We start from the raw sequence: 19,621 nt of genomic DNA, 5'->3' as shown, positions 1-19,621 counted from the left end.
AGATACAGTCCTATGGTCCAAGGGTACAAATTAGGTACAGTGCTGGTTCGCCGGCCGCCTAGGAGCACCCTCTCATGGCTACTCTCGTAAAGACCCCTTCCGGCACCTGGAAGGCACTCATTCGCAAAACTGGCTGGCCCACCGTCGCCAAAACCTTTCGCACCAAGCGTGATGCGGAGGACTGGTCTCGGCGTACCGAAGACGAAATGGTTCGGGGTGTGTACATCCAGCGCAGCGGTTCTGAGCGTATGACGCTGGAAGCGGCCCTCACACGCTATCTCAGCGATATCACCCCCACTAAGAAACCCACCACGCAACGTGGTGAAATATCCAAAGCCAAAAAGCTCATCGAGCACCTGGGAAAATACTCACTGGCTGCCCTCTCTGCGGAAATCATCGCAGGCTATCGCGACAAGCGACTGAACGAACCCAGCCGCAACGGAAACATCAGCAACAACACCGTGCGCCTTGAACTGGCCCTTTTGAGTCACCTGTACACAGTAGCTATCCAAGAGTGGGGACTAGGGCTGACGTTCAACCCAGTGTTGAATATTCGTAAGCCAAGTCCCGGTGAAGGCAGAGACCGACGCCTATCACCAGACGAAGAGCGGAGATTGCTCGCTGCCGTAAATGCGTACAGCAACCCAATGCTGGGATGGATTGTTCGCATCGCTCTAGAAACGGGTATGCGCTCTTCTGAGATCTCGTCCCTACGTCGCCCTCAGGTCGATTTGGTTAAGCGCGTCATACGCCTCTCAGATACGAAAAACGATACATCCAGAACCGTGCCCCTGAGCAAGCACGCCACAGAAACCTTCCAGGCAGCAATGAATAACCCTGTGCGCCCAATTGACTGCGACCTGGTGTTCTTTGGTGAACCCGGTAAGGATAGGAAACGCCGCCCGTATACCTTCACAAAGATTTGGGGCCAGTTGAAGAAAAAGCTCGGACTACCAGACTTTAGATTTCACGACCTGCGCCATGAGGCAGTGAGCAGACTCGTAGAGGGTGGACTGTCAGACCAAGAGGTATCCGCAATCAGCGGGCACCGCTCAATGCAGATGTTAAAACGCTATACGCACCTGAGAGCAGAAGACTTAGTTGGTAGATTAGATTCGATAACTATTCGGAAAAAAGCGACGTAAGGATTAGGTCATGGAAAAAATAGAAATAGTTAAAAAATTCAAGTCCGCACACGATGCTTATTTTAAATTGCTCGTGGAAAACTACCCAACCACATCACCCGTAACCGAGGACTCACGATTTGGCAAACCACAAGCATGCGAGCTCGCAACAGAGGCGCAGGCATGTCTCATCGCATTAGGAACAAGCGCTCAGAACCGCATGATCAGGCTAGGTTTTGATCTACTGTACCCATATAACAATATAGTGGATCAATTCAATTGGCGCTCGAAAATAATCTCCGAAGATATAAGCTTTACCACATTCGCCTCAATTGCAATAAGAATTGACTCTGAATTACAAATTATTGAAAAGTTAATTGCAATGGAAAGTTGTGAAAAATATGACGCCATTCCAGAAATATTGTTCACCCAATCCAAGTCTCGCTACACGGTAGTTACTTCGCCAAATACGAACACCGATATCAATCAGCCTCTGTCACCGCCTGATGGCAACCCAGACCGCATAAAAGAAAACGCTGATGCTGAGGCGGTCAACCAGATCAAAGAATTTGAACAAAAAACCAACATCCTATCCAACCTAGCCTCAGTGGCGACGACAGTCAAAACACTTTTTCTATAGCTGCGTCTTTAGAGCTACCTGAGCCATAAGTTCGCGTGGTTACGCCAAATCAAAATTTAGATAAAGTTTTGCTACCTCGCAATCTTTAGCTAAAGAGAGAATACAATCGAATTTTAGCAGCTAAAAAATCACGCAAATCCTTGTCAAACTTAAACGAACAGGCGGCGGTAGCGAAGCAAAATATCATTTCACAGTCACCCGCATCTAGAGTCTCGGCAAACGTCGCCCCCAAAAAAACACCAGACGACTAAACTTTAGCTATAGAACTCCAAGTAACTTTAGCTAAACTTCTTACACTTATAAAAAACTCAAAAAAAACCTTTCAAACTTCAGAAAAGTAGCTTTATTATCGCCTAAGTTCTCTAGGCGAGTGATATATATGACAACTGAAGAAACATTACTAGCTCGATACGGCGGAGCTACGCTGCTTTCAATTGAGCAGTTGGCGGAAATACTTCATAGAAGCAAAGACGGTTTGAGAATCAGCCTTGGAGGCGACAACGACCTATCAAGACGCCTACTCCCCTGCCGTATAAAACTCGGTCGCCGCGTGTATTTCCGAACAGCCGACATTGCCAGGGTTATAGATCAAGGGTAATGGCCGCTTCCGGCACAACCACAATGAAAGGCTAATCGATCCTTTTAGCTTGGGAGAAAAACTGTGAAGCCATTATCTCTGAGAATTGCAGAAAACGTAATGTCTAAGAATGGCGTTCAAAGATCAGAAAGAAACCGAGCGGAGTTCATAATCCACAGAGCAGACATTCAGAATGCGATTGATAAAGGCTGGTCGATCTTGCAAATCTGGCAAGCGCTCCGGGAGGAAGAATTAATCAGCTACGGCTACCACGCGTTCCGGCGTTACGCTCATCAGCTCTGCACCAAGCCGGCCAAATAATTTCCTCACACGAGCAATTAATAGTTAATAGGCCGCGCAATTGTCATTGCTGAAGCGCTCAACCGCTCTCAGCACGCTCAATAGTCGCTCAACCTCGTTGTTCTGACCATTGTTCGACAAAAGATTCAACTTTGTTCGATCCAAGACTGCCCCATTGATCGTTTAAAGATTATCGAAATGCAGGGCAAGATAGGTGAAGTTAGCTAACCGGCGAGCCGGCCAGCTAATTTCACTACCACTTATTCGCGCCTGGCGGCACTCAACGTGTACTTGCTCTGCGAGGCCATTCGCATCCGCGAACTAAATTTCTTCGCAAAGATAGGGGGAACACACCATGCAAAAAAACAGCTCTAGTACTGACACCAGAAAACATGGCAAGCACTTGCGAGTACCTGTGCTACCTGATGAGGAAACTTTGATTAAAGAAAATGCAGCCCAAGCAAGCCTAACGGTTGCGGAGTATCTCAGACGACTGAGCCTCGGCCATGTAATTACTGGAACTATCGATTCGCAGAACGTGCTGAAGCTCGTGAAGATCAATGCAGACCAAGGACGTCTGGGAGGACTTCTCAAGCTTTGGCTGACTGACGATCCCAAGCTTGCACTGGCCGGTATTGCTATGACTCCAGACGTAGTGCGGGCACTGCTGGAGCGCATAGAAGCTAACCAAGACGAAATGCTGCGACTGGTGCAGTCCCTCAAATTTTAGCCGCTAAAAAATCAACCTTTCAAAAACATTCTTCCTTTGGAGTTTCCATGAATAAAACCGAAGGTTTTATCGCAGGTTGCTTGCTGACCATCTCTATGATGCATTTACAGCAAGCGGATGCTGGCATCCCGGTAGTCGACGGATTAAACGTTAGCCAGTCTACGATCAGCGCTATCCAAAACGTAGCTGCCGTCACGAAGCAGATCGAGCAATACAAGACCCAGCTAGAACAGTACGAGAACATGCTGCAGAACACCGCCGCTCCGGCAGCCTACATATGGGATGAGGCTGATCGGACCATCTCTAAATTACTGGCAGCTCAAGACACGCTCACCTACTACAAGAACCAGGCAGGCAGCCTAGAAAGCTATCTCTCCAAATACCAGGACGTTTCGTATTACTCAGCATCTCCATGCTTTGGCGTCCAAGGCTGCTCAAGCGAGGATCAGCAAGCCATTGCAAAGGCCCGAGCCAATGCCAGCACCGCACGCAAACAGGCTAGCGACGCATTGCTAAAAAACGTCGATAGCCAACAAGACACCCTACAAGCAGACGCGGATAACTTAGCGGCAATGCAACATCAGGCCGTTAAGGCCAATGGCCAGATGCAGGCGATCCAATCGGCTAATCAATTAGCGAGCGCCCAAGCCAACCAGCTCCTTCAGATCCGAAGCCTACTCGTCGCACAGCAGAACGCGGTGGCTACCGAAGCCCAGATAAACGGTGACCGAGACTCCCAACAGCTCTCTGCTGATCACCACGCACTGTCCGGACAAAACAGCCCAAGCGTCGAAAAGTCTTGGTAAGGGGGAAGATATGCACCGGCGATTTTCAGTCTGCATAGCATTGTCACTAGCTCTCACCGGGGGTTGTGATACGTCGAACACCTCAAAGACGCTCACTTGCAATGACGATCCCACTGGTCGGCCGAAGCACGACCAGGAGCAAATTCGGGACGCATGCGCGCTGAGCCACAACAACTCTCCTAGCAGCAATAGGAAATGGTGATCCTTTGAAAAAGCTCATTTCAATTCATCTGCTAATCGCCTCGCTCTGCATCGCGCAAAGCGTTCAAGCCGCTGGCCTGGACAGCGGCAACATGCTCAACAAAATACTGGAGAGCTTTTCCACGGTAGCCATCACTTGGCAATCCAAGATTCTGAGCGCAGCCACCTGGCTGTTCTGGAGTCTGGCACTCGTAAGCATGGTTTGGACTTACGGGCTGATGCTTTTGCGTAACGCAGGTCTTCAAGACTTCTTTGCAGAAACGATCAGATTCTTTGGGACACTGGGGTTTTTCTGGTGGCTCCTGATAAACGGCCCGGCCATATCTCTATCCATCATCGACACCATGCGCAAGATCAGCGCTGACGCGTCAGGCCTGGGCAATGGTCTATCCCCATCCGGTATCGTTGATATCGGCTTCAACATACTTACAAAAGTAGGCGACTCTGCCTCGTTACTGTCCCCAGTCCTCTCTGCCGTTATGCTCGTTGCCGCAATCGTGGTGTTGGTGGTCCTAGCCCTCATTGCCGTCAACATGCTGCTGCTACTCGTCTCCGCTTGGCTTCTTGCCTACGCTGGCGTTTTCTTGTTGGGCTTCGGGGGCAGCCGCTGGACGTCAGACATTGCGATCAGCTTCTACAAGGCAGTGCTTGGTATCGGGATCCAGCTCTTCACGATGATCCTGCTGATCGGCATCGGCAAATCTTTCATCGACCAGTACTACAAAGCCTTCCAGGAAGGGACACCAGACTTGAACAGCTTATGCGTACTCCTTGTCGCATCCGTAGTGCTGCTCACCATGGTGAATAAACTGCCTCCGATGTTAGCTGGCCTGGTTGGTTCTGGAGGACAGTCAGCAGGGATCGGTAGCTTCGGTGCTGGCGCAGCGATAGGTGCGGCGAGCATGGCTGCATCCGCTGCAGCATCAGCAGGCGCCTCAGCTTTGGCGGGTGCAACCCAGGCTGGTGGAGGCATGTCAGCGCTCTCAGCAGCGTTTAAATCCGCCCAGGCAAGCATGGCAGACGGTGGAAGCGGCGAACTCTCGATGGACACCTCTGACTCGTCTCCTAGTGCTGGGAGCGGCCGTTCAAGCTTCTCAGAGACCATGGGCAATGGATCAGGCTTTTCTAGCCGCCAAGACGGAAGACACCACGACCCTGACGCGGCATCCGACCAAAGTACACTTGGTAAGGCCGGCAAAATCGCGATGGAGGCAGGTGCACAGCTTGCGCGTCACGCGGCGGGCGGTATCAGCCTCGCTGCGATGGAGGGGAACAAGCAGTCATTCGGCGGAAAGATCACAACAGCAATTGACTCTGAGCAAGATCAGTCGGGGTGGGCGATTCAAAAACCTGCGTTTGAAGGCGACCACATTACTGCAGGGAATGCTGAGGTAGCCGACTTCGTAAATCAGAAACCGCCGCAAGATTGACTTCGCGAGCATATAAAACTCACTAGTCGTCTGAATTCATCGGGTAAACCTTCCAACTACTAACATTTGGGGGGCCAAAAATTGGCGAGAACTAACACTTGGGGGGCTTAGCCCCCTTTTTTCCGTTCGCAATATCGCCGTTGACAGCGGTTCCCCAAAAAATCAGATGTTTCCAACATGATTAGGCGCTACTTCGGTCCTTGCCACTACCTTGCTGGAAAATCATAGGGCGCAATCGTAATTTTTACTAACATTTGGGGGGCCACCTACTGACACTTGGGGGGCGGGTGACCTAACAGTTGAGGGGCCGAGGTGCTAACACTTGGGGGGCCAAAGCACTAACACTTGGGGGGCAGATACATTGTTAAAAAATCATGCATTTCAATGGGATAGCTTCATTTTCAATCATCTCTAACCCTTTCTTTTAACTCTGTTTTCTAACCCGTGTTTTTAACCAAGAGCTCAGCAGCCCCCGACTCCCTCCCCAGCCCCTAGCGCCTCAACCCGAAGGCGGCCAACTGCGCTGCGCGCCGCTATGACCGCTACGCTACGCAAAGGAAAAAATCCTCCTTTGCATCAGTGCGGCCTAAATGTCATGAGGCTGAATACCTGGCAGTGCGTCGCACGACAGTGATTGTTACGCCAAAGGGAAGGTGGTCTAGTTCTGTCAACGAAATCCTGACCTATCGCGGCAGCCCTGCAATCACTGGACATTAGCCCTCTGAGTACATCGAAATGAACGATATTGAAAGTCGGCAAGAGCCTGTTTTTCTCGATGGGGATGATGAATCCCCTCAAGAGCTACCCTTAATGGTCACACGCCATACATTAAGGTCTAGAGGACTCTCAAAAGAATTGCTCAAGCAGTTGAGTGCTGGTGTTACTTCAGATGAGCCTACTCGAAATCCCGATACTACGGCTGAACAATACTAGTAGCGTTCCGCCATGGCCAAACCCAACCCATCTTGGGTAAGCTCAACGTAACTTTGCGCAATTAAGCTCAATTCGGCGCAATCAAGGGACGAACACTCATAGGATCGACCATGGTCGCCAGTAGCAACTTCTCCTTTCTTCAGGAACACGACCCCGTTTTCCTACAGCTTGCGAGCGCGGCCGAACAGGTCTTTGCCAGTGATCCCAACACCACACTGATCAAACTGAGACAGTTGGGCGAGGCTTTGGCTCAAGACCTAGCCAGCCGCGCCGGTGTCGAGTTCGATGCCACGACCACGCAGTCCGACCTCCTTTACAAATTGAGCCGCGATATCCAGCTGGATCAAAACATCCGCAGCCTGTTTCACACCCTGCGCATTGAAGGTAATAAAGCCACACACCAATTTCGTACCCAGCACCGCGAAGCCATGGACGGGCTCAAAGTCGGACGTGCCCTGGCCATCTGGTACCACCAGTCCTTCGGTAAAAACGGCAATGCGTTCAAACCCGGCGCCTTCGTTACACCGGCTGACCCCAGCACCCCGCTACGTGACCTACAAAACCATATTGAGCAGTTAAAAGCGCAGCTAAGCGAGTCCAGCCAACAGCTTGAAAGCAATCAACAACTGGCCATGTTGATGAGGCGCGAGGCAGAGGAGTACTCCGTTCTCGCCGAGCAAATGGATGCGGAGTCACGCGAGCACAAACAACTGGCCGATACCCATGAAGCCGAGCTGAACAAGTTGCGCGCTGAATTTGAACAACGCCTCACTGCTCTACAGCAAAGGCTGGAAACCAAGCCTCAGTCGACCCAGCAAGTCGTTTATAAAACTCAACAAGCCAGCAGCAGCTTCGACCTAAGTGAAGACCTCACACGGATTCTGATCGACCAGCAACTGATCGAGGCCGGCTGGGAAGCCGATTCGTTGGACCTCATCTACAGCAAGGGCGCGCGCCCTGAAAAGGGTAAGAACAAAGCTATCGCCGAGTGGCCCACCAGCAGCCCAAAAGCCTGCGCTGACTATGTACTGTTCGCTGGCCTGCTCCCTGTAGCCATTGTTGAAGCCAAACGCAAACGCATCAATATCGCCGACCGCATTACCCAGGCAGAGCGTTATGCCCGCGCGTTCAAGATTGCGTCCGAGCATCAGCAGCCCTGGCTGCTCGCTGGGCAGTTGCAGCCCTGGAGCGATGGTCAAGGCACCAGCTTCCTCGTCCCATTTGCCTTTGCCTGCAATGGTCGCCCCTATATCAAGCAGCTCGCCGAACAATCAGGCACTTGGTTCCGTGATTTGCGCAGTCCTGCCAATACGCGTCGGCCGCTGCAGGATTTCCATACTCCGAATGATCTGATCGACCTCCTCAAACGCAGCCAAGCAGAGGCCGAGGCCAAGCTCAAGGGTGAAGGGTTCGCCTATCTCAAATTACGTGACTATCAGGAAAAAGCCATCCAGGCAGTGGAGCAAGCCCTAGCCAACAACCAACGCGATTGCTTGCTCGCCATGGCAACTGGCACCGGCAAAACCCGCACTATCATTGGCTTGATGTACCGATTTCTGAAGGCCGAGCGCTTCAAGCGCATCTTGTTTATGGTTGACCGCAGTGCCCTTGGCCAGCAGGCCATCGACTCGTTTAACGACACCCCCCTTGAGCAGAACCACACCCTGGCGCAGATCTATGACATCAAAGAGCTGGGCGACATGGCCGCCGAAGCGGAAACCCGCATTCAGGTGGCCACCGTACAGGCTATGGTCAGCCGCATTTTTCGCTCAGACAGTCCACCGTCCGTAGGCGAGTTCGACTGCATCATTGTTGACGAAGCTCACCGTGGTTACACCCTCGACCAGGAGATGAGCGAAGGCCAGCTAGCTGTCCGTGATCACAGTCAGTACCTCTCACAATATCGTCGCGTGTTGGACTATTTCGATGCCTGCAAAATCGGCCTCACCGCCACCCCGGCCAAGCACACCAGTGAGATTTTTGGTAAGCCTGTGTTCACCTACAGCTACCGCGAAGCCGTAGCCGATGACTGGCTGATCGACCATGAACCGCCAATCCGCTACGAAACCCAACTTAGCAAGCACGGTATCCGTTTTGAGAAGGGTGAGTCGGTCAGCGTGATCAATACTCAAACTGGCGAAGTCGACCTTGCCGAGCTGGAGGACGAACTCATCTTCAATATCGAGTCGTTCAACCGCCGCGTCATCACCCCAGCTTTTGACAAAGTGATCTGTGACGCCCTGGCCAATGAGCTGGACCCATTCGGCGAAGAAAAGACCATGATTTTCTGCGTCAACCAGGCCCATGCCGAGCGTGTGAAAAACCTCCTGGACGAAGCTTTCAGGGAAGCGTATGCCGAGCAATACAACCAGGCGACGGTGCAAATCATCACTGGCCAGAGCGACAAAGTTGAGCAACTGATTCGCAGGTACAAAAACGAACCGCATCCAAGCATCGCTATCACTGTAGATCTGCTCACCACCGGCATTGACGTGCCAAAAATTTGCAACCTAGTGTTTATGCGCCGAGTACGCTCGCGAATTCTTTATGAACAGATGAAAGGCCGTGCGACTCGACGCTGCGACGACATAGGCAAAACGGTTTTTCGCATCTACGACCCTGTCGACCTCTACGCCAGCCTGGAAGCCGTCGACACCATGAAACCACTGGTGAAGAATCCTAACGTCTCCATTGAGCAATTGGTCAGCGAGCTCACTAATGATGCGAGCCATGACGCCCCTGGTAGCCAGGAAGACAGTAGCCACGCCCATGATGTGCTTGACGTTCTTAGCCAGCGCATCATGCGCATCCTGCGCAAGGCTGACCACAAAGCAGAGAACGACCCATCCCTAAAGCAAAAGCTCGACGAGCTTGAAGACATTTGGGGGGTAGAGCCGGCCAAGCTACACAAACACCTGCATGAACTAGGGCCGCAGCAAGCCGCCAATTTTATCCGCCAACATAGTCAACTACTCAACCAATTGGATAGCGTCAGCACCCTGCTCGGTTCAGAGAGCCACCCAATTATAGCCACCCAGAGTGATGAGCTAATTGGCCGCGAGCAAAATTACGGCGACCACCAAAAACCCCAGGACTACCTGGAAAGTTTCCACGATTTTATCCACCAACAGCTCAACCAGTCCGCAGCACTTGGCGTGGTGGTCAACCGGCCGAAAGACCTCACACGTGAACAACTGCGCAATGTACGCCTATTGCTCGATCAACACGGCTTTAGCGAAGTCAGCCTCAAAAGCGCATGGCGTAACCAAACCAACCAGGAAATCGCTGCCAGCATCATCGGCTACATCCGCCAGGCCGCTATCGGCGAAGCCTTGCTGCCATTCGATCAGCGGGTGACCAATGCCATGCAAAAAATCTACGCCCTCCAGCAATGGACGCCTGTGCAACGTAAATGGCTCGATCGCCTTGCCAGGCAATTGGTGCATGAGGTGATCATCGACCCGCAACAAGTCAATGAGGCATTCAGAAATGATGGAGGTCTTAAAAGTTTGAATCGCAACCTCGGTGGTCATCTGGATCGGGTATTGGAGGCCCTGAACGACAACCTGTGGCCGGAGGTAGGTTAGTCAATTGCTTAATCTATTGTGCGGCCAGAAAGCGCCCTGAGCAGCACGTACAGAGAACCAGCACCCGGAGTACAATACCGGGCCCGCTCATGACGACAGAGCCAAGTTTTTTCAATACTCGCGATGTACCACTGTAGCTTCGGAAGCCAAGCACGCATTGAGCGTTTTTTACACACACGGTTCAACAAGCCGGCCCGAGGCACCCCATTCAGGTGGCCAGCCCGACTTCGTCAGTGGCTAGCCCCGCCCATTTACTGAGCGCCACCATGACCAACAGCGACATCGTCCAGAAGCTCTGGAACCTTTGCGACGTTCTCCGAGACGACGGGATCAACTACAGCGACTACGTCACTGAACTGGTCCTGTTACTGTTTATAAAGATGGAGTACGAGCAGGTCCAGAACAACGAGAACTTCAGCCACAAGCTACCCGAGGGGGCTCGTTGGCCGGATCTGTCTGAAAAGTCAGGCCTCAACCTGCTCAACTACTACCGGCAAATGCTGCTCGACTTGGGCCAAAATACTGATCCGCTGATCGCCGCGATCTACGCCGATGCTCAGACTCGCATGAAAGAGCCGCGCCACTTGGAGCAGTTGATTAAGAGCCTAGATGGTATCGACTGGTTTAGCGCCCGCAGGGATGGTCTTGGCGATCTTTACGAAGGCCTACTGGAAAAGAACGCCAGCGAAACCAAATCCGGTGCTGGCCAATACTTCACTCCACGCCCGCTGATCGATAGCATCATCAACTGTGTCAAGCCTCAGCCTGGCGAAACCATCCAGGACCCGGCCGCAGGCACAGCCGGGTTCTTGATCGCTGCCGACGCCTATATCAAAAACCATACCGATGACCACTACGACCTCGACGAAAAAGCCAGAACATTTCAGCGAAACCGCGCATTTATTGGCATCGAGTTAGTACCAGGCACCCGCCGTCTAGCCTTGATGAACACATTGCTGCACGGCATGGAAGGTGATGAAGAAGGCGTAGTACATTTAGGTAACGCCCTAGGCCAAATCGGTGCAGATCTGCCCAAAGTCGATGTAATCCTTTCTAACCCACCTTTTGGTACCGCTAAAGGCGGCGGCGGCCCCACCCGTAGAGATCTCACCTACAGAACCAGCAACAAACAACTCGCCTTTCTCCAACACATTTACCGAGGCCTGAAACCGGGAGGCCGCGCCGCAGTAGTGCTACCAGACAACGTGCTGTTCGAAGCGGGCGTCGGCACCGAGGTGCGCCGCGACATGATGAGCAAATGCAACCTACACACCATCCTTCGTTTACCCACCGGAATCTTCTACGCCCAGGGCGTGAAAACCAACGTCCTGTTCTTCCAGAAAGGCACCGATACCAACCCACGCCAGGAACAGGGCTGCACTCAACGTGTATGGGTCTACGACCTGCGCAGCAATATGCCCAGCTTCGGCAAACGCACCCCATTCGGGGCAAGCCACCTCAAACCCTTCGAGGATGCCTACGGCGCGGATGCCAATGGCAACAGCCCACGTGCTGAAAACGTCGAAGGTATCGGCGATCTCAGCCGCTTCCGCGTGTTTACCCGCGAGCAAATCAGAGAACGCGGTGACTCGCTGAATATTAACTGGCTCACGGATAATGACGACATTGATGTCAATGACTTCCCCTCCCCGGAAGCGCTAGCTGGTGAAGCCATGACCGAACTCTCAGCGGTATTACGCGAACTAGATCAACTAATTTTTGCATTGGGAGCTGGGGACGAGACAGAGCAGCGAAAGCAGATTCTGGCGAAAGAGTCGGGGTTTAGTGATGGGCCGGGGGAATTGGAATGAATGAGCTGCCAAAGGGGTGGGTGCTTGGCTCGCTCAGTGACCTAATCATAGAGGGTGGGCTCTTTTCTGATGGTGACTGGATCGAAAGTAAGGACCAAGATCCAGCGGGCGAAAACCGACTACTGCAACTTGCTGATATAGGCGACGGCGTCTTTATCGACAAGTCATCACGTTTCGTTAACAATGAAAAATTCAAGCTACTTAACTGTACCGAGTTATCTGAAGGAGATTTACTAATTGCCAGGATGCCCGACCCTCTCGGTCGCGCATGCTTGATGCCCAGCATTAGTCAACGCTGCCTTACTGTGGTTGATGTAGCTATATTTCGCTCGGGCTCGTCCGATGTATCACACAGGCTATTGATGCATTTTATAAACTCTCCAGAAGTGCGAAAGACAATCGAGATTGAGTCTTCTGGAACAACGCGCAAGCGGATTGCGAGGGGAAAACTTTCAGAATTCAAGTTCCCCATACCTCCGGCCAGAGAACAAACCCGAATCGCCCAAAAAGTCGATGAACTGCTGGCCCAGGTCGAAACCATCAAAGCTCGCATCGACGCCATACCTAGCCTTTTCACCAGTTTCCGACAGTCCGTAATCGCGGCAGCGGTTTCCGGACGTTTGACGGAGGACTGGCGGGCGAATCTTGGCGGTTCGAAACCTCAAGATAAATGGGAGAGTTGTAAGCTCGGGTGTATGTCCTCATTGGTTACAAGTGGCTCACGGGGCTGGGCGGACTACTACTCAGATAATGGTGCTATATTTATACGCTCTCAGGACATCAACACTGACGAGCTGGACATATCAAATACTGCCTTTGTCAGCCTGCCCGAGTCTAGCGAAGGAAAGCGAACTAGAGTTCAAGTGCAAGACTTGTTGATTACAATAACCGGAGCTAATGTTGGAAAAGTCGCCCGAGTAAAACAGCACATTCCAGAGGCTTATGTCAGCCAACATGTAGCCTTGATCAAACTTAATAAGCCTGAGTTCGCACCGTTTATAGAGCTCTATCTCAAAGACATTGGCTCTGGCCGGGGTGCACTGACAAAGCTTGCTTATGGCGGGGGAAAGCCTGGTTTGAACCTCTCAAACATTCGCGACCTGCGACTCTCTGTGCCCCCCATAGAAGAACAAATCGAAATTATTCGTCGCGCCGAAAATCTCTTTGCCTTCGCCGACCAACTAGAATCTAGGGTCGCCAACGCCCAGAACAAAATCAACCGCCTGACTCAAAGTATCCTGGCCAAGGCGTTTAAAGGAAAACTGGTGCCCCAGGATGCGAGCGACGAACCGGCCGGCGCCCTGCTGGAGCGAATCAAAGCCCTACGCACCAACGTTCATATGGTCAAGCGTGGAAGGAAAGCAAGTAATGCTCTCGAGTAAAGACTGCCTGCATCTTTACAGAGGTCAGTGTGCACCTATGCTCAAGGCTTCAGTCTTAAGAGACAAGGCATATCGAAATTAAATGGATATCCAAAAATGAAACTGCTCCATTTCGAGCTCATTGGTCAGTACAAGGGATTGGCTAATCAACAGTTTGATTTTTCCGATGCGCCAGGAAAAATAATCGCATTTATAGGCCGAAACGGGTCTGGCAAGTCGCAGCTTATGGAGCTGATAGCAGAAGCCTTTGCCTATTTGGAGCGAAGGAAGCGACCAGACTTCAATGTCCGCAAGATGCTAAAATATCGTTTCAGAGTTACCTATGAATGGTCAGGCAATAACAATGAACCACTCAAACGATTTACGGCGCAACTCAAAGCAGATCAATCAATTCAAATCCACAGCAGCATCCAAATAATTGATTTCAATATATACAATGGCGTCGAAGCTACACAATGGTCTTCTGAGGTTGATTGCGCACTGGCAGACTTGCCATTGCCTCGTTTGATAGGTTACGCCTCCGGCCTAAATGAGAACCTACAACGAGCCTTTATGCGTAACGCCCTCCAGTACTTCGAGGTAATGCGAGTAAGGTCTCGTCGCCGCATAGAGTTGGCGCAACCCAATGTCGATGCGGAGGATTTCGAACAGATTAACGACAAATATAGACGGCGCTTTCCGGGAATCTTTGGCGAAGCCATAGGCGATCCTCTGCGCACACTTGAAGCCGATACACCATTGCCGAGCTCACTATTCCTAGATTACGACTGCACAAATTTGATTATTGCAGCCCTTGGATTATTAAGCGATACAGAGCGCGACGAGCTGTGGCCAGAGATCCGATTAAGACATCCAAGCAAAGTAGTTCTACAATACGATTTGCAGCGCGTGCCCGTAGAACAGGACAGTATCGAAGATCTCAAACAGTTGATACGAGCAGTAGGTGAGGATAATGTACACGGCTTATCAAGCCGAACCACAGACGATCAATACGAATTATACGAACTCAACTACCTAAGAGCAGAGATCACGATTAACTTCCTAGACAAACATGTCGTCGACCGTCTTAACGAGACATATCTCGACCCTGTCCGTCTATTCTGGAAGCTGTATAAATTGCAACTGCTAGGCGTTAAAAGATGGTCATTTGACATCCGCAAAATGTTACGAGATGACTCTTTAAACGAGCATGTCAAAAAGCCGCTCAAGGGAAAGCTTCCACTTACTGTGTTAGAACTACACCTCACTGACGGACACAGCGTTGCACCAATTGACGACTTGAGCGATGGAGAAGCGCAGCTGCTCCATACAATCGGAGCTGTAAGGCTCTTTGGCGACGCCGAGTCACTATTCATATTCGACGAGCCTGAGACGCATCTTAATCCTAGCTGGCGAACTCGCTATCACCTCGACTTTGAGCAAGCCGGACGTAGCCTAGTCACCTCGCAGGCGTTGATCTCGTCTCATTCGCCATTTCTGATCTCCTCCCTATATCGCGAATCTGTCTATCACTTTGAAAAAACTGACGGCCAATCAATCATGGCATCACCACCTAGCGAAACATTTGGCGCTTCGTTTGAAGTACTGATTAAAAAGTTTTTCGGCCTCAGGTCCGTGATCTCACAAACAGCAGTTGATGAAATCAACCGGCACCTGCACGACCAAGGCACAGATAATACTCATAAGCGAAGGTGGATCGAATCTCACCTTGGCGAATCGATGGAGCGCGCTTATATATTGCACCGGCTGCGGAGTTTAGAAAACTAATGCTACTTCCAGTTAGATCCGGCCTTCCACCCAGCGCGGTTTTCAGCGGGCTCAACTTATTAATGCAAGAACTACTTCTTTCCAGTTGTGCCGGGCGGGCTGTCGACGACACGACCCTTCCCTCAGGGCTTTGGGATGCGGTGCAAGCTAACGAGTTGACACTAGCACGTTTGCAATCAGTAAGAGATGCCATAGCGGCTACAGGTGCAGACGTAAGATATGAACTTTACTTAGCTTTTCGGGGAGCCGCGAGCACTCGGCTACTCTTCGGTGACTCAACATCAGAAATACCTGAGCCTCCTGAAACAGTAACAGTCGAGCTGAAAAAATTAGCCGCGCATCTATTCGAAAACACTTCGAAACTTGTTGGTGTCACACGTGCGTGTGGAGAGACTGTCATGGATCACTACAATCGATACAGCGCCGCCCCTCCCCCTGGAAATGGAAACGTCTGTGGCATGTGCGCGACGGAGCTACTAGCACAGCGACAACATGGCATCGCAGCAGAAGAGCAATGGCGTGCACCTTACGATCATCTACTAGCTAAAGATAAGTATCCGCAGTTCGGAGTGGACCCGGACAACCTATTACCTACTTGTCACACTTGCAACTCCAAAGCGAAGCTTGCTAAAGACCTTTTACGAGGTCCACAAGGAATTCGACGCACATGCTTTGACCCTTGGAGCGAAAATGCCCACGGACAGGTGGCATTGCATATCGAATTCCTAGACATTTTGCCAATAGCTACGTGGACGATGACGCCAATAGATCCTATAAACCAGCAAAAATTGACGACATGGAACGACGTTTATAAAATCAAAGGGCGTATTGAAGGAGAATTTCTCTCCCTCCGCGAGAAGCTCGCAGAAGACTTAGACTTTGGAGACTTACCAGCTTTTAAAAGCTCCATTGAATACAGGGCAAGAATAAACATGCGCTCTGCCAGACTTTCCCCCTACAACTATTGGCGCAGTTTACTCTATAGTTCTCTACTTCAATTGCCAGATCAGTTTCTAGAGCGACTACGAGCGCTCTGCCTTGAAGGGCTAGATGCAAATGGCGATGCTGCCGCAACATATGGAATTTGAGGGAAAGCACTTACAGCATACCCAAGACGGAGGATAGGAAAAACGCACCATGCGTGGCCCAAATCCAAACTGAATCTTAGTCCGACTTTTATGGATCACGTGTCTACTTTAGTCAGAAAATGACAAATCTTGCCCAATTTCCGTTAGATTTAATCCGACTCCAGCAAAAGGCTGGTCGTACATTGAAGGTACACTAGCGGTACAGGGCCAAGCTTTAACCACGTACGCGAAACTACGCTCCACCCCGTAAACACGCTACTTGCAGCTCGTTATACCTACGCTAACCTATGTACGATTCCGTTAGGCTTGCTGCGTCACAAGCCAACTCATAATCCTTTGGTCCACGGTTCAAGTCCGTGTGGGCCCACCAACTCCAAAGCCGCGCATTGCGCGGCTTTTGTGTGTCTGAAGACCCACTCTCAGTGTCCGGACTGTCCACAAAACGTCCACCGCCTCACTTCGCAAACAACTGCCCAATATCCCTGGATGCTTTGAACTCAAGCGCATTACCGCACGGGTCAAACAGGAACAATGTCGCCTGCCCTCCTACTTGGCCCTTGAACCGAATATGCGACTCCAGCGCAAACGTCGTACCTCGCGCCTGCAAGCGTTCCGCCAGTACGTGCCAATCTTCACAGCCCAATACCACGCCGAAATACGGCACGAGGACATCGTGGACGTCGACGGCATTGGTGTGGGCCGCGTCCTGGAAGGCGGTTTTCGGATGTTCGGGGACGACCAATGGGTGGCCGAAGAAACTACTGACTGTGGCTGGAGCGCTCGCCCCAAGTAAGAATAATCCCGTTGGGCAACCTGACGTTTTACCGAGAGGTCATCCTACTGAGTCGCTATAGCCAACGGCACTTACCAGTGCCACAACTGTTTGCCCGCTGCCTGCTGGACGATTCAAGCCTGTAACATGCGTTCCCATTGCAGCCCGTCACGGAGCCTCCCTTGCCTGTCCTCGATGAAATCGATCGCCAACTGATCGCCGCCTTGCAGATCAACGCCCGCGAAAGCGTAGCCATGCTTGCGCGGCAGTTGGGCATCGCGCGCACCACGGTGACCTCCCGCCTGGCGCGCCTGGAGAAAACCCAAGTGATCACCGGTTATGGCGTGCGCTTGGGCCAACGGGTAGCGGACGGTGGTTTGCAGGCCTACGTGGGCATCACTGTGCAACCTCGCTCAGGCAAAGAAGTGTTGCGCAGGCTGAGTGCCATGGCTCAGGTGCAACAGTTGTGCGCGGTGAGCGGCGAGTTTGATTACGTGGCTTGGCTACGGACGGATTCGCCGGAGCAACTGGATCAGTTACTGGACCAGATCGGCAGTGTCGATGGTGTAGAGAAAACCACCACCTCGATCATCCTCAGTAACAAATTGGATCGCGGACAACCAATCTGACCAGCAACCTCGTCACTTCGACTGAAAACAATTCATTCCGACGACACATTGCGTCTTATTAACGAGCGCAACGCTCCCTAAACTGGCTGCCATCTTTTCCTATACTCAGCGGGTCGTGCCCCGCCGGGTATCCAGCCAGGTCAGCCATGAATACGTCGAACAAAAACAGTCGCCACCCTGCAGACGGTAAAAAGCCCATCACCATCTTCGGCCCGGATTTTCCGTTTGCCTTTGATGACTGGATCGAGCACCCCGCAGGCCTGGGCAGTATCCCCGCCGCCAACCATGGTGCAGAAGTAGCCATCATCGGCGCAGGTATCGCCGGGCTGGTTGCCGCCTATGAGCTGATGAAGCTGGGCCTCAAACCCGTGGTGTACGAAGCCTCGAAAATGGGCGGCCGTTTGCGCTCCCAGGCCTTCGAAGGTGCCGAAGGCATCATCGCCGAGCTGGGCGGCATGCGCTTCCCGGTGTCGTCCACCGCCTTCTATCACTATGTGGACAAGCTGGGACTGGAAACCAAACCGTTCCCCAACCCACTGACGCCGGCCTCCGGCAGCACCGTGATCGACCTCGAAGGCCAAACCCACTACGCACAAAAGCTGTCCGACTTGCCTGCACTGTTCCAGGAAGTGGCTGACGCCTGGGCCGACGCCCTGGAAGCTGGCTCGCAGTTCGGTGATATCCAGCAAGCCATTCGCGACCGCGACGTACCGCGCCTCAAAGCGCTGTGGAATAAGCTGGTGCCCCTGTGGGACGACCGCACCTTCTACGATTTCGTCGCCACGTCCAAGGCGTTCGCCAAGTTGTCGTTTCATCACCGTGAAGTGTTTGGGCAAGTCGGTTTCGGCACCGGCGGCTGGGACTCGGACTTTCCCAACTCGATGCTGGAAATCTTCCGCGTAGTGATGACCAACTGCGACGACCACCAACACCTGGTGGTCGGTGGCGTGGCCCAAGTGCCAATGGGTATCTGGCGCCATGTACCGGAACGCTGCGCCCACTGGCCGGCCGGCACCAGCCTCAGCTCGTTGCACAGCGGCGCGCCGAGAGCCGGGGTCAAGCGCATTGCACATGCAGCCGATGGCCGCTTCGCGGTGACCGACAACTACGGCGACACCCGCGAATATGCCGCCGTCCTCACCACCTGCCAAAGCTGGCTGCTGACCACCCAAATCGAATGCGATGAAACCCTGTTCTCGCAAAAGATGTGGATGGCCCTGGACCGCACCCGCTACATGCAATCCTCGAAAACCTTCGTGATGGTCGACCGCCCCTTCTGGAAAGACAAAGATCCGGAAACCGGCCGCGACCTCATGAGCATGACCCTCACCGACCGCCTCACCCGCGGCACTTACCTGTTCGACAACGGCGACGACAAACCAGGGGTGATCTGCTTGTCGTACTCGTGGATGAGCGACGCGCTGAAAATGCTTCCGCAGCCTATCGAAAAGCGGGTAAAGCTGGCCCTGGATGCCTTGAACAAGATCTACCCGAAAGTCGATATCAAGGCGCGCATCATTGGTGATCCGATCACCGTGTCCTGGGAGGCCGACCCGCATTTCCTCGGGGCCTTCAAAGGCGCGCTGCCTGGCCACTATCGTTACAACCAGCGTATGTATGCGCACTTTATGCAGAAGGACATGCCGGCCGAACAGCGTGGGATTTTTATCGCCGGCGACGACGTTTCCTGGACACCTGCCTGGGTGGAAGGCGCAGTACAAACCTCGCTGAACGCGGTGTGGGGCATCATGACCCACTTCGGTGGCAGTACTCACGCCGAGAACCCAGGGCCGGGCGACGTGTTCGATGACATCGGACCAATCGCCCTGGCCGAATAAGGAGTT

Annotated in this window: 14 protein-coding genes and 2 pseudogenes; 15 read left to right on the top strand and 1 reads right to left on the bottom strand. The window is 52.4% G+C overall.

All coding sequences use genetic code 11. The annotated features are described in order from the left end of the window. Window positions 1-74 precede the first annotated feature (74 nt). The 12 genes from AB4N82_RS12705 (at window position 75) to AB4N82_RS12650 (ending at window position 16,376) form a co-directional block, all read left to right on the top strand. The gene (locus AB4N82_RS12705) at window positions 75-1,145 is read left to right on the top strand and encodes a site-specific integrase (RefSeq protein ID WP_460104996.1); all 1,071 of its coding nucleotides are present in this window, start codon (window positions 75-77) and stop codon (window positions 1,143-1,145) included. A gap of 10 nt (window positions 1,146-1,155) precedes the next feature. After that, window positions 1,156-1,764 carry a hypothetical protein gene (locus tag AB4N82_RS12700; protein WP_460104995.1) on the top strand — a complete coding sequence of 203 codons (609 nt, stop codon included), beginning with the start codon at window positions 1,156-1,158 and terminating at the stop codon, window positions 1,762-1,764. Between the two features lie 379 nt (window positions 1,765-2,143). Continuing rightward, window positions 2,144-2,362 (top strand): DNA-binding protein, encoded by a 219-nt coding sequence (locus tag AB4N82_RS12695; protein ID WP_460104994.1) that lies wholly within the window; start codon window positions 2,144-2,146, stop codon window positions 2,360-2,362. A gap of 99 nt (window positions 2,363-2,461) precedes the next feature. Continuing rightward, complete coding sequence (locus AB4N82_RS12690) at window positions 2,462-2,662, top strand: TraK family protein (protein ID WP_460105130.1); 201 nt, start codon at window positions 2,462-2,464, stop codon at window positions 2,660-2,662. Window positions 2,663-2,996: 334 nt separating this feature from the next. Beyond that, complete coding sequence (gene traJ, locus AB4N82_RS12685; protein ID WP_460104993.1) at window positions 2,997-3,371, top strand: conjugal transfer transcriptional regulator TraJ; 375 nt, start codon at window positions 2,997-2,999, stop codon at window positions 3,369-3,371. A gap of 47 nt (window positions 3,372-3,418) precedes the next feature. Next, window positions 3,419-4,177, top strand: coding sequence for a P-type conjugative transfer protein TrbJ (trbJ, locus tag AB4N82_RS12680; RefSeq protein WP_460104991.1), 759 nt, complete (start codon window positions 3,419-3,421; stop codon window positions 4,175-4,177). Window positions 4,178-4,383: 206 nt separating this feature from the next. Next, window positions 4,384-5,808 (top strand): P-type conjugative transfer protein TrbL, encoded by a 1,425-nt coding sequence (trbL, locus tag AB4N82_RS12675; protein ID WP_460104990.1) that lies wholly within the window; start codon window positions 4,384-4,386, stop codon window positions 5,806-5,808. A gap of 1,043 nt (window positions 5,809-6,851) precedes the next feature. Next, window positions 6,852-10,328 carry a type I restriction-modification system endonuclease gene (gene hsdR / locus AB4N82_RS12670; protein ID WP_460104988.1) on the top strand — a complete coding sequence of 1,159 codons (3,477 nt, stop codon included), beginning with the start codon at window positions 6,852-6,854 and terminating at the stop codon, window positions 10,326-10,328. Window positions 10,329-10,594: 266 nt separating this feature from the next. Further along, window positions 10,595-12,139 carry a class I SAM-dependent DNA methyltransferase gene (locus AB4N82_RS12665; RefSeq protein WP_460104987.1) on the top strand — a complete coding sequence of 515 codons (1,545 nt, stop codon included), beginning with the start codon at window positions 10,595-10,597 and terminating at the stop codon, window positions 12,137-12,139. Next, the gene (locus AB4N82_RS12660; protein WP_460104985.1) at window positions 12,136-13,521 is read left to right on the top strand and encodes a restriction endonuclease subunit S; all 1,386 of its coding nucleotides are present in this window, start codon (window positions 12,136-12,138) and stop codon (window positions 13,519-13,521) included. The genes AB4N82_RS12665 and AB4N82_RS12660 overlap by 4 nt, the downstream gene beginning before the upstream one ends. A 96-nt stretch (window positions 13,522-13,617) precedes the next feature. After that, entirely contained in the window at window positions 13,618-15,288 is a 1,671-nt protein-coding gene (locus AB4N82_RS12655; RefSeq protein WP_460104983.1) for an AAA family ATPase, read from the top strand. 398 nt (window positions 15,289-15,686) lie between these two features. Beyond that, entirely contained in the window at window positions 15,687-16,376 is a 690-nt protein-coding gene (locus AB4N82_RS12650) for a hypothetical protein (protein WP_460104981.1), read from the top strand. 454 nt (window positions 16,377-16,830) lie between these two features. Here the strand turns inward: AB4N82_RS12650 and AB4N82_RS12645 are convergent. Continuing rightward, window positions 16,831-17,133: pseudogene (locus AB4N82_RS12645) on the bottom strand (VOC family protein); the annotation flags it as partial. Window positions 17,134-17,141: 8 nt separating this feature from the next. Here AB4N82_RS12645 and AB4N82_RS12640 point away from each other — a divergent pair. The 3 genes and pseudogenes from AB4N82_RS12640 to AB4N82_RS12630 all read left to right on the top strand — a co-directional run. Continuing rightward, window positions 17,142-17,294 (top strand): annotated as a pseudogene (locus AB4N82_RS12640) (LysR family transcriptional regulator); the annotation flags it as partial. Between the two features lie 36 nt (window positions 17,295-17,330). Then, a complete protein-coding gene (locus tag AB4N82_RS12635) occupies window positions 17,331-17,777 on the top strand; it encodes an Lrp/AsnC family transcriptional regulator (protein ID WP_032883895.1) in 447 nt (148 codons plus the stop codon). Window positions 17,778-17,923: 146 nt separating this feature from the next. Then, window positions 17,924-19,615 carry a flavin monoamine oxidase family protein gene (locus AB4N82_RS12630; protein ID WP_032883896.1) on the top strand — a complete coding sequence of 564 codons (1,692 nt, stop codon included), beginning with the start codon at window positions 17,924-17,926 and terminating at the stop codon, window positions 19,613-19,615. The last annotated feature ends 6 nt before the right edge of the window (window positions 19,616-19,621 follow it).

The sequence above is a fragment of the Pseudomonas sp. H1_D04 genome, from assembly GCF_054683855.1.
This window is presented reverse-complemented; position numbering and strand designations above follow the sequence as displayed.